The sequence below is a fragment of the Parazoarcus communis SWub3 = DSM 12120 genome (genome assembly GCF_003226565.1).
GTDB lineage: Bacteria > Pseudomonadota > Gammaproteobacteria > Burkholderiales > Rhodocyclaceae > Parazoarcus > Parazoarcus communis.
In genome coordinates, this window is record NZ_QKOE01000014.1 from 23359 (window position 1) to 37830 (window position 14472).

The 14472-nt window shown below is 61.4% G+C and carries 14 protein-coding genes and 1 riboswitch; of the genes, 4 read left to right on the forward strand and 10 right to left on the reverse strand.

What is annotated here, in order from left to right:
- Positions 1–3: 3 nt before the first annotated feature.
- From rseP to rpsB, 8 genes are all read right to left on the reverse strand, one after another.
- Positions 4–1368, reverse strand: a complete 1365-nt coding sequence (rseP, locus tag DNK49_RS16705) for an RIP metalloprotease RseP (RefSeq protein ID WP_110527018.1) — start codon at positions 1366–1368, stop codon at positions 4–6.
- Positions 1368–2567: a 1-deoxy-D-xylulose-5-phosphate reductoisomerase gene (ispC, locus tag DNK49_RS16710; RefSeq protein ID WP_110527021.1), complete on the reverse strand. Its 1200-nt coding sequence runs from the start codon at positions 2565–2567 to the stop codon at positions 1368–1370. The genes rseP and ispC overlap by 1 nt, the downstream gene beginning before the upstream one ends.
- A 10-nt stretch (positions 2568–2577) precedes the next feature.
- Complete coding sequence (locus DNK49_RS16715) at positions 2578–3405, reverse strand: phosphatidate cytidylyltransferase (RefSeq protein ID WP_110527023.1); 828 nt, start codon at positions 3403–3405, stop codon at positions 2578–2580.
- The gene (gene uppS / locus DNK49_RS16720) at positions 3398–4186 is read right to left on the reverse strand and encodes a polyprenyl diphosphate synthase (RefSeq protein ID WP_207807017.1); all 789 of its coding nucleotides are present in this window, start codon (positions 4184–4186) and stop codon (positions 3398–3400) included. Before uppS ends, DNK49_RS16715 begins: the two co-directional genes overlap by 8 nt.
- 51 nt (positions 4187–4237) lie before the next feature.
- Positions 4238–4795 carry a ribosome recycling factor gene (frr, locus tag DNK49_RS16725; RefSeq protein ID WP_110527027.1) on the reverse strand — a complete coding sequence of 186 codons (558 nt, stop codon included), beginning with the start codon at positions 4793–4795 and terminating at the stop codon, positions 4238–4240.
- Positions 4796–4814: 19 nt separating this feature from the next.
- Positions 4815–5531, reverse strand: coding sequence for a UMP kinase (pyrH, locus tag DNK49_RS24435; protein ID WP_110527030.1), 717 nt, complete (start codon positions 5529–5531; stop codon positions 4815–4817).
- A gap of 12 nt (positions 5532–5543) precedes the next feature.
- Positions 5544–6449, reverse strand: coding sequence for a translation elongation factor Ts (tsf, locus tag DNK49_RS24440; RefSeq protein WP_110527033.1), 906 nt, complete (start codon positions 6447–6449; stop codon positions 5544–5546).
- 81 nt (positions 6450–6530) lie between these two features.
- Positions 6531–7286, reverse strand: coding sequence for a 30S ribosomal protein S2 (rpsB, locus tag DNK49_RS16740; protein WP_110527036.1), 756 nt, complete (start codon positions 7284–7286; stop codon positions 6531–6533).
- Positions 7287–7565: 279 nt separating this feature from the next.
- On the opposite strand from rpsB, the gene map reads away from it, so the two are divergent.
- Both map and DNK49_RS16750 read left to right on the forward strand, forming a co-directional pair.
- Positions 7566–8384, forward strand: a complete 819-nt coding sequence (map, locus tag DNK49_RS16745) for a type I methionyl aminopeptidase (protein WP_110527039.1) — start codon at positions 7566–7568, stop codon at positions 8382–8384.
- A gap of 19 nt (positions 8385–8403) precedes the next feature.
- Positions 8404–10977 carry a [protein-PII] uridylyltransferase gene (locus tag DNK49_RS16750; RefSeq protein WP_110527042.1) on the forward strand — a complete coding sequence of 858 codons (2574 nt, stop codon included), beginning with the start codon at positions 8404–8406 and terminating at the stop codon, positions 10975–10977.
- Between the two features lie 75 nt (positions 10978–11052).
- Here DNK49_RS16750 and DNK49_RS16755 read toward each other — a convergent pair whose 3' ends face one another.
- Together DNK49_RS16755 and DNK49_RS16760 are read right to left on the reverse strand one after the other, a co-directional pair.
- The gene (locus DNK49_RS16755) at positions 11053–11565 is read right to left on the reverse strand and encodes a TIGR00645 family protein (protein WP_110527045.1); all 513 of its coding nucleotides are present in this window, start codon (positions 11563–11565) and stop codon (positions 11053–11055) included.
- A gap of 60 nt (positions 11566–11625) precedes the next feature.
- Positions 11626–12363, reverse strand: coding sequence for an S-methyl-5'-thioinosine phosphorylase (locus tag DNK49_RS16760; protein ID WP_110527049.1), 738 nt, complete (start codon positions 12361–12363; stop codon positions 11626–11628).
- A 205-nt stretch (positions 12364–12568) separates the two neighbouring features.
- A riboswitch (glycine riboswitch) is annotated at positions 12569–12658 on the forward strand.
- Between the two features lie 180 nt (positions 12659–12838).
- Here DNK49_RS16760 and gcvT point away from each other — a divergent pair.
- Together gcvT and gcvH are read left to right on the forward strand one after the other, a co-directional pair.
- A complete protein-coding gene (gene gcvT / locus DNK49_RS16765; protein WP_110527052.1) occupies positions 12839–13930 on the forward strand; it encodes a glycine cleavage system aminomethyltransferase GcvT in 1092 nt (363 codons plus the stop codon).
- 103 nt (positions 13931–14033) lie between these two features.
- Positions 14034–14417, forward strand: coding sequence for a glycine cleavage system protein GcvH (gcvH, locus tag DNK49_RS16770; RefSeq protein ID WP_110527055.1), 384 nt, complete (start codon positions 14034–14036; stop codon positions 14415–14417).
- The last annotated feature ends 55 nt before the right edge of the window (positions 14418–14472 follow it).

Here is a 14472-nt window from a genome sequence, read left to right on the forward strand (position 1 = left end):
GTTTCAGCCGGAGATGAGACGATTGATGTCGTTGAAAAAGGCGAACGCCATGAGCATGATCAGCAGCGCCAGACCTACCTGCTGCCCGATTTCCATGACACGCTCCGGCACAGGTCCACCCTTGATGATTTCGATCACATAATACAGTAAATGCCCACCGTCCAGCACCGGGATGGGGAGCAGGTTCAACACCCCCAGGCTGATGCTGATCAGGGCCAGGAACTTGATGTAATGCCCCAAGCCCAGCTGGGCCGACTGGCCGGCGTAGTCGGCAATGGTCACAGGCCCGGACAGGTTCTTCCACGACACTTCTCCGGTGATCATGCGACCGATCATCTGCAGGCTGAGCACACTGGTTTCCCAGGTCTGGCGCACGGCCTTGGCCAGCCCCTCGCCCACCCCGTAACGCACCTCGGCGAACATCGACAGTCCTCCTTGTACCGGCTCGGCCACACCGACGCCGATGCGACCGAATCGCTGACCACCTTCGCTGGCCTCTTCCGGCACCATCGCCAACTGCAGATTCACACCTTCGCGCGCCAGCAGGAAGACCTGCTCCCGACCCGCGGCTTCACGTACTTTTGCGACCATGTCACTCCAGGAGTCGACAGGGGCGCCATCGATCGCAACCACCGTATCTCCCGGACGAACGCCGGCACGGTCGGCCACACCGCCCGGCACCACACGACCGATCACGGCGGGAATGAAGGGGCGCCAAGGCCTGAGTCCGACCTGCGCAATCAGATCGACACTGCCGTCGTCGATCTCCACGCCGCGAAGATCCAGCGTACGAAAGGTCTCGACCTCGTCCAGCGTGCGCACCCTGAGCACCACCTGACGGCTGTCGAGCGCGTGGCGCAGCAGCACCCAGCGAAGATCCTGCCAGCTGCGGACAGGCTCATCGTCGATGGCCAGGATCAGATCACCCTCACGCACGCCGGCTGACTGTGCCGGACTGGTCGTTTCGGTCAGCGCCACACGCGGGCGCAGTTCGTCACTGCCAACAACGAAGATGCCCCAATAAAGCGCAATCGCCAGCAGGAAATTGGCGAGCGGCCCCGCAGCGACAATGGCGAAACGCCGCCACACACTCTGACGGTTGAAAGCACGATGCAGGTCTGCTGCAGGCACCTCGCCTTCACGCTCATCCAGCATCTTGACGTAGCCACCCAGCGGCAAGGCGGCCAGCACCCATTCGGTACGATCAGGACCGTACTGCCGGGCGATCAGTGGCTTGCCGAAACCGATCGAAAAACGCAGCACCTTGACCCCGCACCAGCGCGCCACCAGATAGTGACCCAGCTCATGGACCAGGATCAGCAGCCCGAGGGCCACGACAAAAGGAATCAGATAATCTAGCAGGGACATCAGTTTTGCGAACGCTTACGGATTTCGTCTTGCGCGATGGATCTCGCGCGGGCATCGGCAGCCAGCACCGCCTCGAGCGAATCGACCGCCATCGCGCCAATACGTTCAAGCGTCGCCGCAATCACGTCACCGATACGGCGATATCCCAGCCTTCCCGACAGGAAACAATCCACCGCCTCCTCGTTGGCCGCATTGAGCGCGGCAGGCGCCACGCCCCCTTGCCGCAAGGCCTGGAAGGCCAGTGCAAGACACGGAAAGCGGTCAAAGTCCGGACGTTCAAATGTCAGCCTGGCAATTTCGATCAGGTCAAGTGCACGGACGCCGGAGTCGATGCGTTCAGGCCAAGCCAGCGCATGCGCAATCGGCGTACGCATGTCCGGATTGCCCAACTGGGCAATCACCGAGCCATCGACGTAATCCACCATCGAGTGAATGACGCTCTGCGGATGCACGACGACTTCAATCTGCTCCGCAGGAACACCGAACAGCCAATGCGCTTCGATGACCTCCAGCCCCTTGTTCATCATGGTCGCAGAATCAACCGAGATTTTCCGGCCCATCACCCAGTTGGGATGCGCACACGCCTGATCAGGTGTCACGGCCTCCAGCTGCTCCACTGGCGTGGCACGGAAAGGGCCACCCGATGCCGTCAGCAGCACACGTCTGACACCGGACGCTGCGGGATTCCGTCGGTAATCGGCCGGCAATGACTGAAATACCGCATTATGCTCACTGTCGATTGGCAACAGACAGGCTCCGGATGTCGCCACCGCATCCATGAACAACTGTCCGGACAGGACCAGCGCCTCCTTGTTGGCCAACAGAACCTTCTTGCCGGCACGCGCGGCTGCCAATGTCGGCTCCAGACCTGCTGCACCGACAATCGCCGCCATGACCGCGTCCACCTCTGGCGCGGCCGCGACGTCGGCCAGCGCCTTGCTGCCAACCAATACCTCAGTAGACAGGCCAGCCGCAGCCAGCCCATCGCGCAGACGCAGGGCCGCAATCTCGTCGCCCAGCACCGCAAAACGCGGACGATGCAACAGGCATTGCTCAAGCAACTTGTCGGCCTGACGAAAAGCAGTAAGCGCAAAGACTGAAAACCGTTCAGGATGACGGGCAATGACATCGAGTGTGCTGACGCCGATGGAGCCGGTAGCCCCCAGAATGGTGATCTGCTGCGGACGAGTATTGGGCATGAACGTGAAGTTAGCGCGCGAGCCAGAGCAATAGCAGGCCAGCCATGGGAAGCGTGGACGTCAGGCTGTCGATGCGGTCGAGAATCCCACCATGGCCAGGCAGCACACTACCGCTGTCCTTCATGCCAGCCTGGCGCTTCAGCAGGGATTCAAACAGGTCGCCAATGATGCTGACTGCGGTGAAGCCGATCAGTGCAGGCAAGGCCAGATAGACCACCCACGCCGGAAACGCATCGAAACCAACGACCCCCAGCAAAAGATAACCGAATACCGTCACCCCAAGCGCCGCACCAAACGCCCCCTCCCAGGTCTTGCCCGGACTGATCGCGGGTGCGAGCTTGTGACGCCCGAACGCACGACCACTGAAATAGGCCGCGATATCGGCGATCCAGACCATCGCCATGACCCCGAGCAGAAACCATGGCCCCAACTCCCGCAAATGAGCCAAGGCAAGCGCCGGCGGAACCATGACGACCAGACCGACGACCGCGCCAACACCGACCGAAGACAGGGACCACTTGCCCCGCAACCAAAGCGGCACACACAACACCCAGAACAGGGCACTGACGAGATAGAGCGGCACCAGCACCGGCGCAGCCGGCACGTTGCCGGCCCCCAGACCGGCAAGCGCCCCGGTGATCAGGCAGAAGCTTCCGGTGAACAACGCAAACACGATACGCAGCGCAGGCGCAAAACGGGCGAGTGCGCCCCATTCCCAGGCGGCTCCGCCACAGACAAGCGCGCAGAACACTAACCAGCCTGCCGACGGCAACAAGAACAAGGCCGCCAGCAGTCCGAACAACAACACGAACGCGGTGATGATCCGCGTCCTAAGCATGGTTCCCCGCATTGGCACCGGCTGCTGCCGCCTGAACCTGCTCACTGGTACGCCCAAAGCGTCGCTCACGTCCCTTGTAGGATGCGATGGCAAGATCCAGGGCCTTCTCGTCAAAATCAGGCCATAGCGTGTCGGTGAAGAACAGTTCGGTGTACGCGAGCTGCCACAACAGGAAGTTGCTGATGCGCTGCTCCCCCCCCGTGCGGATGAACAGATCCGGCTCAGGCGCGAATGCCATCGACAGCTCGGCAGCGAGGACGTCCTCTGTCAGCCCCTGCATTCCCTCGGGATTCTTGGCGGCAGCACGTTGCACGGCCTGAAGAATATCCCAGCGGCCGCCGTAGTTTGCAGCAATCGTCAGGTTGAAACGCGTGTTGGCCGCGGTCAGCGCCTCTGCCGATTCGATGACGCGCACCAACTCGGTATCAAACCGGCTCAGGTCGCCAATGATCCGCAACCGAATGCCATTCTGATGCATGCGCCCGACCTCTTTCTCGAGCGACTTGATGAACAGCTGCATCAGAAAGGACACTTCGTCCGCCGGACGACGCCAGTTCTCGGAACTGAAGGCGAACAGGGTCAGATACTCGACCCCCCGGGCCATGCATGACTTGATTGTCGCCCGTACAGACTCCACGCCGCGACTGTGGCCGGCAACACGTGGAAGGAAGCGCTTGCGCGCCCACCTCCCGTTGCCATCCATGATGACGGCAATGTGGCGGGGCACTCCGCTGACGGCAGGTACCGCGCGGGTGGAACTGGAAAAACCTGAATCTGCCATTCTCGACCTCCACGCATGGCTTCTCTGCGGAAGCCACTCGGTTCCGGCAGATCAGATCTGCATCAGCTCCTGCTCTTTCTGGGCCAGCAGCTTGTCGATCTCGGCCACATGACGATCGGTGAGCTTCTGGATCTCGTCCTCGGCACGACGCTCGTCGTCTTCCGAGATCAGCTTTTCCTTGACCGCGTCCTTGAGCTGCTGATTGGCATCGCGGCGCAGATTGCGCACTGCAATTTTCGCTGCCTCGCCTTCCTGGCGCACGACCTTGGTCAGGTCGCGGCGACGCTCTTCGGTCAAGGCCGGCATCGGCACCCGGATGATCTCGCCCATATTGGCGGGGTTGAGCCCGAGATCGCAATCACGGATCGCTTTCTCGACCTTGTTCATCATCGGCTTTTCCCACGGCTGCACACCGATGGTGCGGGCATCGATCAGGGTGATGTTGGCCACCTGATTGACCGGCACCATGCTGCCGTAGTACTCCACCATCACATGATCGAGCAAACCGGTGTGGGCACGACCGGTACGCACCTTGGCCAGATCGGCCTTCAGCGACTCGACCGACTTGTGCATCTTCTGCTCGGTCGTTTTCTTGAGTTCGGAAATCATTGCTCTATCCTCGGAAGACTCAGGAATGGACCAGCGTGCCCTCATCCTCACCCATCACGACGCGCTTGAGCGCACCGGGCTTGAAGATCGAGAACACATTGATCGGCAGCTTCTGGTCACGGCACAGTGCAAACGCGGTCGAATCCAGCACCGCCAGATTGCGCCCGATCGCTTCATCAAAGCTGATCCGGTGATAACGCTGTGCAGCCGGATCCTTCTTGGGATCCGCGGTATACACACCATCGACCTTGGTCGCCTTCAGCACGATCTGCGCACCGATCTCCGCGCCACGCAAGGCTGCGGCTGTATCGGTGGTGAAGAAGGGGTTGCCCGTACCGGCGGCAAAGATCACCACCCGCCCCTCTTCAAGATGGCGAATGGCACGACCGCGGATGTAAGGCTCGACCACCTGGTCGATACGCAGCGCGGACTGCACGCGCGCCTCCAGATCGACGCGGCGCATGGCATCCGCCAGCGCCATCGCGTTCATCACCGTGGCCAGCATGCCCATATAATCGGCAGTCGCCCGATCCATGCCGGACGCTGCCCCTTTCATGCCACGAAAGATGTTGCCGCCACCGATCACCACGCCAACCTGCACCCCCAGACGATTGACCTCGGCGACTTCGGAGACGATGCGACTGACCACCTCTTCATTGATGCCATAGGCGTCATCGCCCATCAGGGCTTCGCCCGAAAGCTTGAGCAGGATGCGCGAGTAAGCGGCAGCGGTCATCTTGAGTACCTCTTACTTCTGTGCAGCTGCTGCAGCGGCAGCAGCCTGCTCTGCCACTTCGGCGGCGAAGTCGGTGACCTTCTTCTCGATGCCTTCACCCACGATGAACAGGGTGAAACCAGCGATCGACGCGCCCTTGGCCTTGACCAGTTGCTCGACGGTCTGCTTGCCGTCTTCCGCCTTGACGAAGACCTGACCCAGCAGCGTGACTTCCTTCAGGAACTTCTGCACCGTGCCTTCGGCAATTTTCTCGAGCATCTCTTCCGGCTTGCCGGCTTCACGCGCCTTCTCGATCGCGATACGGCGCTCTGCGTCGATCAGGTCGGCGGACACACCGCTCGAATCCAGCGACTTCGGCTTGGACGCGGCGATGTGCATGGCCAGATCCTTGCCCAGCTGCTCGTCACCACCAACGATGTCGATCAGCACGCCAATCTTGGAACCTGCGTGAATGTAGCTGGCAACCGTACCCTTGGCTTCAGTACGCACGAAACGGCGGATGGTGATGTTCTCACCGATCTTGCCGACCAGTGCAGTACGGAACTGCTCGACGGTCTGACCCGACAGCTCGAGCGCGGACAGCGCCTCGACGTCGGCAGGGCTCTTTTCAGCAACGAGGGTTGCCAGGGAAGCCGCCAGCGCGATGAAGTCATCGTTCTTCGCGACAAAGTCGGTTTCGCAGTTCAGCTCGACCATTGCGGCCAGCTTGCCGTCAGCCGACAGGAAGGTACCGACGATGCCTTCGGCGGTCACACGGGCAGCGGCCTTGGAAGCCTTGTTGCCCAGTTTGATACGCAGAATTTCTTCCGCCTTGGCCAGGTCGCCTGCTGCTTCAGTCAGCGCCTTCTTGCACTCCATCATCGGCGCGTCGGTTTTTTCGCGCAGTTCCTTGACCATGCTTGCGGTGATTTCGGCCATGCTCACTCCTGAATATTGTTTACAGCACACGGCGGGCACCTGCCCGCCGCGCAAAGATGACTGGATTCGACGACGTCGGAATCAGGCCTGCTCTTCGGAGCCTTCTTCTTCGACTTCGACAAACTCGTCGCCACCGGCGGCAACGATTTCCTGCAGAACCTGGCTGCGACCCTGCAGCACGGCATCGGCCACGCCGCGGGCGTACAGACGGATCGCGCGGGACGAATCGTCGTTACCCGGAATCACGTAGTCCACACCTTCCGGCGAGTGGTTGGTGTCAACCACGGCCACAACCGGGATGCCCAGCTTTTGAGCTTCGGTAATGGCGATCTTGTGATAACCGACGTCGATGACAAACAGTGCATCGGGCAGACCGCCCATATCCTTGATGCCGCCGATCGACTTCTGCAGCTTTTCCATTTCACGACGGGCGGTCAGCGCTTCGCGCTTGGACAGACGCTCGATGGATCCATCTTCAACCATGGCTTCCATTTCTTTCAGGCGCTTGATCGACTGCTTGACGGTCTTGAAGTTGGTCAGCATGCCGCCGAGCCAGCGCTCGTCAACGTAAGGCATGCCGGCGCGACGCGCTTCTTCGGCGAGGATCTCGCGAGCCTGACGCTTGGTACTGACAAACAGGATATTGCCGCGATTGGCGGCCAGCTTGCGCACGAAGTCCATGGCTTCGTTGTACTTCACCATCGTCTTTTCGAGATTGACGATGTGGATCTTGTTGCGATGACCGAAGATGTACGGGGCCATACGCGGATTCCAGAAACGGGTCTGGTGGCCAAAGTGAACGCCCGCTTCGAGCATCTGACGCATAGTGACAGACATGTGAAACTCCAATTTCAAGGGTTAGCCTCCGCCGAACCGGCAACGAAACAGCGACGGGCTTTCCCTGAACGACTGCTTCGCACCTGCGCCGCCACACAGACTCTGTGCGCGGACCCCGATTGATTCGGCGTGTGGATTTTGCCTGCAAGTACAGACAAGCCCGCGATGATAGCACTGATCTGATGACATGCTCAAGCGCGAACCTCGCAAGTGGTTTGCCCGGGCGGGCCTCATGCGCTAGCCTGTCGACCTTTCGGCGCCACCCAGTCCTGACACACAATGAGCATCGTTCTCAAGACCGCAGAAGAAATACAGGAAATGCGTCTCGCCTGCCGCCTGGCAGCCGAGGTGCTCGACTACATCGAGCCCTTTGTCAAACCCGGCATCACCACCGCAGAACTCGACCGCCTGTGCCACACCTACATGGTGGAGGTGCAGAACACCATACCTGCACCGCTCAATTACGCGCCCCCCGGTTACAGCCCCTACCCCAAGTCGATCTGCACCTCGGTCAACCATCAGGTATGCCATGGCGTCCCAGGTGACAAGGCGCTCAAGAAAGGCGATATCGTCAATCTGGACATCACCGTCATCACCCAGGCCGGTTTTCACGGTGACACCAGCCGGATGTTCATTGTCGGCAACGAAGCCTCCATCCTGGCAAAACGGCTGTGCCAGGTCACTTTCGAATGCCTGTGGCTGGGCATTGCCGAAGTCCGGCCCGGCGCACGCCTGGGAGACATCGGACAGGCAATTCAGCGTCACGCAGAAGGCAACGGATTTTCGGTCGTGCGTGAGTTCTGCGGCCACGGCATCGGCCGCAAGTTTCACGAAGAGCCCCAGGTGCTGCATTACGGCAAGGCTGGAACCGGCGTCGAACTCCAGCCAGGCATGATCTTCACCATCGAACCCATGATCAACGCCGGGAAGGCTGCAATCTCCGAACTGCCCGATGGCTGGACCATCGTCACCAAGGATCGCAGTCTGTCGGCACAATGGGAGCACACTCTGGTCGTCACCGACACCGGCGTCGAAGTCCTGACCTTGTCGGCCAATTGCCCGCCACCCCCACCTCTGGTGGCTTCCCGCCTTGCCTGATCATCGGATTCCTCGCACCGTGACGACGCCCACTCCGCTCCAGCATGCCATCGTCGAAGTACGCCAGCAGCTCGCAGAAGGCCACGCCAGCCTGCGCGCCACCTACGAGGCCCACCCACTTACCGCCCGCCTGCTTCACGGCCGTGCAAAACTTGTCGATACGGCGATCGTACGTCTATGGAAGACAGGCCGACTGCCAGCCAATGCCGCATTGCTCGCAGTTGGCGGCTATGGACGGGGCGAGCTCTTTCCCTGCTCTGATGTCGACCTGCTGATCCTGCTGCCCGAGCCACCGGATGCCGACCTGCAAAGCCTGCTGTCGGAGCTGATTGGTGCGCTTTGGGATGTCGGGCTGGACATCGGCCATAGCGTGCGCACCATTGAAGAATGCCTTGATGCCGCCATCGCCGACATCACGGTGCAGACCAATATGCTGGAAGCCCGGCTACTGGCCGGCAACGCCGAGCTGTTCGCCGACTTTTCTGCCCGGTACCGCGAGCAACTGGACGTCCGTGCCTTCTTCAAGGCCAAGCAACTCGAGCAGGAACAGCGGTACGCCAAGTACCAGGACACCCCTTACGCACTCGAACCCAACTGCAAGGAAAGCCCCGGCGGGCTGCGCGATCTGCAGATGCTGGGCTGGATTGCCCAGGCTGCAGGACTGGGTCGCAACTGGCGGGAACTGGCCCGCCGCCGCCTGATCACCGGCGAGGAGGCAAGCGACCTGCGCAGCGTGGAGCGATTCCTGCAGCATGTTCGCATCCGCCTGCATTATCTCACCAACCGTGCCGAAGACCGCCTGCTGTTCGATCACCAGGAAAAACTCGCACGGATCATGGGTTTCGAGCCGACCGCCGCCAAACGCGCATCCGAAGCGCTGATGCAACGGTACTACCTGACCGCCAAGAAGGTCACCCAGATCAACGGCATCCTGCTGCAGAACTACGGCACCGAAATCTTCCCCGGCCGCAGCGCCCCGGCCATCGTCATCAACGCACGCTTCCAGGCGGTTCGCGAGCTGCTCGACATCCGTAACGAAGATGTCTTCGAACGCCACCCCTCTGCCCTGCTCGAGTGCTTCCTGCTACTGCAGCAGCGCTCCGAACTCAAGAGCATGACCGCACGCACACTGCGTGCGCTGTGGCTGAACCGTAACCGCATCAATGCAGCCTTCCGCGCCGACCCGGCCAACCGCGCGCTGTTTATCGAGATCGTCAGCCAGAAGCGCGGTGTGGTGCATGCGTTCAGGCGCATGAATCAGTACGGCATCCTGTCCCGCTACCTGCCACCCTGGCGCAAGATCCTGTGCCAGATGCAGCACGACCTGTTTCACGCCTACACGGTCGACCAGCATATCCTGATGGTATTGCGCAATGTGCGCCGCTTCACGATGGGTGAGCACGCGCACGAGTATCCGCTGATGACCCGGCTGATCCTCAGTTTTGACCGCTACTGGCTGCTCTACATTGCGGCGCTGTTTCACGACATCGCCAAGGGCCGCGGCGGAGACCACTCCACGCTGGGCATGGTCGACGCACGCGAGTTCTGCGAACAGCACGCCCTGCCAGCAGACGATGTCGAACTGGTGGTGTGGCTGGTTCAGCATCACCTCACGATGTCGCATGTCGCTCAGAAGGAGGACACCTCCGACCCCGAGGTCATCCGCAACTTTGCCGGTATCGTCGGCAACGAGCGGCGGCTGACTGCGCTCTACCTGCTGACCCACGCAGACATCCGCGGCACCAGCCCCAAAGTGTGGAATGGCTGGAAAGGCAAGCTACTGGAAGACCTGTTCTTCGCCACTCAGCGCCTGCTGCGCGGCGCGACCCCACAGCAGGCCCTGGGTCTTGACGACCGCCAGGAGAACACCCGCCACCTGCTGCGCTACCACGGCCTGCGCCCTGGTGTCGAAGATGCGCTGTGGGCGCAACTGGATGCGGTGTATTTCATGCGCCACTCACCTGACGAGATCGCCTGGCACACCCGTGTGCTTTACTTCCGTCCCAGCGCCGATGAACCGGTGGTCAAGGCACGGGTCTCCGACGAGGAGCAAGGCGTACAGGTCATGGTGTTTTCACGCGACGAGACCGACCTGTTCGTCCGCCTGACCGGGTTCTTCGGCCGCATGGGACTCAGCATTCTCGACGCCAAGGTGCACACCACCCGTCACGGCTATGCACTGGACAGCTTCATCCTTCAGGACACCGGCAACAGCGCCAGTTACCGCGACATCGTCACCCTGATCGAGCATGAGCTGACACAGATGCTTCAGACCGGTGGAGAGCCGCGACGCCCTGGCAGCGGCCGGCTGTCGCGCCAGGTCAAGCACTTCCCGATCACCCCCCAGGTCAGCCTGCGCGCCGACGAAGCCGGTCGCCACTACATCCTGTCACTGATCGCCGCCGACCGCCCCGGGTTGCTGTTCGACGTGGCGCAGGTGCTGGCGAGCCATGGCATCAGCGTGCAGACTGCCAAGATCGCCACCCTGGGCGAGCGGGTTGAAGATACCTTCCTGCTGACCGGCGGCGGACTGTCTCAGGATTCACGGGTACTCAAGGTCGAGCGGGAACTACTGGACCGCCTGCAGGTGTAGCCAGGGTCCGGACAAAAAACGGCGCGACCGGGAATCCCCGCCGCGCCGTTTTTTTTTCAGAAGACGGACTGTGCCTCAGTGCCCCTTGCCACCGCCATGCAGCCGGTCCATCAGCGCATACAGCACCCCCGACGCCAGGAAGGTCACGTGAATACCCACCATCCAGGCCAGCTCACGGTCTTCCAGCTTCGCCACATTCATGAACCCCTTCAGCAGCTCAATCCCCGAGATCGCCACGATCGAACCGATCAGCTTGATCTTGAGGTCGGAAAAACCGATATGCCCCATCCAGTCGGGACGATCCCGATGGCTGTGAAGATCTTCCATCTTGGACACGAAGTTCTCGTAGCCACTGAACATGATGATGATCAGCAAATTCATGATCAGCGCAATATCCACCAGGGAAAGCACCCCGGTGATCAGCTCGCCACCCGTCGCCGTCATGATCTCCGAGAAGATGTGGAACACCTCCTTGGTGAACTTGATCAACAGCACCACCATGGCCAGCACCAGACCAAAATAGACCGGCGCCATCAACCAGCGACTGGAGAACAGCAGATGCTCGAAAGCGGTTTCGATACGTTTCATGTGGGCTTCCAGCGATTCAGCAAATATCGACGATTGTAGCAGTGCACCATGCCGCCCCGATCAAACCCGGCACAGATGATCCAGCAGGTTGCGTACCCTGACCATGGATTCCTGCAGGATCGGTTCGATGCTGTCGAAATGTATGCCATGCTCACTTGAAGCTCGTCCCGCAGCGAAATTGACCACAACATTGACAGCGGCGTATGGCAATTCCAGCTCACGCGCAAGCACCGCTTCCGGCATGCCCGTCATGCCGACGACATCAGCACCATCGCGCTCGAAACGGTTGATCTCAGCGGCCGTTTCGAGCCGCGGACCCTGCGTTGCAGCATACACCCCCCCATCAAACACGGCTTCGCCCGCCTGCTTTCCCGCCTGCAGAAGGCGCTGACGCAGACTTTCGTCGTAAGGATGGGTGAAATCGACATGGTGGACCGCCTGATCTCCTCCTTCGAAGAAGGTGCTCTTGCGCCCCCAGGTATAGTCAATGATCTGGTCCGGAATCAGCAGCGTACCCGGCGCAAAGTCGGCACGGATCCCACCCACCGATGCGACAGACACCACCGCGTCGGCCCGGGCCTGCTTGAGCGCCCAGATGTTGGCGCGGTAATTGACCAGATGCGGCGGAATCGTGTGTCCATAACCATGCCGTGCCAGAAACACGACCGGCCGGCCGCACAATTCGCCAAAGGTCAGCGCCCCCGAAGGCTCGCCATACGGCGTGCGCACCACCTCGCGACGCACGATTTCCAGCGTGGACAATTGGGTCAGGCCACTTCCACCAATGATTGCGAGCATCGCATGCACCTCGTCTGAAAACGGCGCGGATTCTAGCACGGAGCCTAATGAGGACTGGCTCCTGCTTGCATCGCGCCGATACTTGCAGTGAAGGCCGAAGCGGGATGATGGCCTGCCAGGGCGCATCGGCGGCACATATGAGCAGCCGCAACTTGCGCAGCGCAACAAGCCGGTTGCAGACTACCGGTCTCAATGCTATCGTCCGCACTGCTGCGCGGGAGAGCACTCTCCCACAGAGAGTCGCCGAAGGCGTAACCCCCCGGAATCGCTCAGGCAAAAGGACCGCGCACGGCAGTAAAAGTCTGGAGAGCGACGTGGGCACTCAGGGTGCCGCACATCCACCGAAGGGGCACCCGGCACATCCGTCCGGAATCTCTCAGGTACAAGGGACAGATGGGGCGAGCACGACACGTTTGACATTCTTCGAATGGCCGCGTCGTACCGCCCTTTTTTCGTTCACTTTGCCGGAGCTGCCATGAACGCCCCCGTCTGCCACACCCCGCTTCACGCCACCCACGTCGCCGCTGGCGCACGCATGGTCGACTTTGCCGGCTGGGACATGCCGGTCAACTACGGCTCGCAGATCGAGGAGCACCACGCTGTTCGACGTGATGCAGGCATGTTCGACGTGTCGCACATGCTGTCGCTCGACCTCGAAGGCGCCGATGCCACGCGCTGGCTGCGTGCGCTCCTGGCCAACGACGTTGCCAAACTCAAGACGCCTGGCAAGGCTCTCTACTCCTGCATGCTCAACGAAGACGGCGGCGTCATCGACGACCTGATCGTCTATCGTCTGTCCGATAGCCAGTACCGCATCGTCGTCAATGCCGGCACTGCGGACAAGGATGTGGCGTGGATGCGCAAGCATATCGCCCTTACCGGCGCCAACGTCAGCCTCAGCGCCCGCCGCGACCTGGCCATGATTGCGATCCAGGGCCCCAATGCCCGCACCCGCACCTGGCAGACCCTGCCCGAGCTGCGCGCCGGCAGCGAAGCACTGACCGTGTTCTCCGGTGTGCAGATCGGTGACATTTTTGTAGGTCGTACCGGCTATACCGGCGAAGACGGCTTCGAGATTGCGCTGCCGGCCGAGCGTGCCGCTGCGGTCTGGGCCGCGCTGCAGGCGGCTGGCGTCGCGCCCTGCGGGCTGGGTGCGCGCGACACCCTGCGCCTTGAGGCCGGCATGAACCTGTACGGCCAGGACATGGACGAATCCGTCTCCCCGCTCGACGCTGGTCTGGCCTGGACGGTGGATCTCAAGGACGAACACCGTCTGTTCGTCGGCCGCGCCGCACTGGCCGTCAAGCCAGCAAGTCGCCGTGTGCTGGGACTCATTCTTGAAGACAAAGGCGTGCTGCGCGCGCACATGAGGGTTTTCACCTCCGCAGGCGAAGGTGAAACCACCAGCGGCAGCTTCTCGCCCACACTGGAGAAATCCATTGCCTTTGCCCGTCTGCCTCTGGAGGTCGAACCGGGCACCAGTGTCGAAGTGGACATCCGCGGCAAGCGTCTCAAGGCACGCACCGTCAAACTGCCGTTTGCCCGCAACGGTCAGGCACTGGTCTGAAGCATCGTCATTTGAGGCAGACTCCGGCATGCCGAAGCCTGTCCCGGCCCACACACAGCTGTTCCAAGCTTTTCCTGAATCCAGCCCACTGCGGAGAAACAACATGAGCAACACGCCTGCCGACCTGAAGTACACCAAGTCCCACGAATGGATCCGCGTCGAAGCCGATGGCAGCCTGACCGTCGGCGTGACGGACCACGCCCAGGAAGCGCTGGGCGACGTCGTCTTCCTCGAACTGCCGGAAGCCGGTCGCCAACTCGCCGCCGGCGAAGCCTGCGCAGTGATCGAATCAGTCAAGGCCGCATCCGACATCTATGCCCCGGTCGCGGGTGAAGTGATTGCCGCCAATCAGGATGCCGTGGACGCGCCGGAAAGCGTCAACACCGACGCCTATGCTGCCTGGCTGTTCAAGATCAAGCCGGCAAACGCCGCCGATGTGTCCAGCCTGCTCGACGCCGCCGGTTACGAAGCCGAGATCGCCCAGTAAGCACGACCCAGTCTGCCGGGAGGCACGATCTTCCGCCCCCGGCACCCCCGGCCCA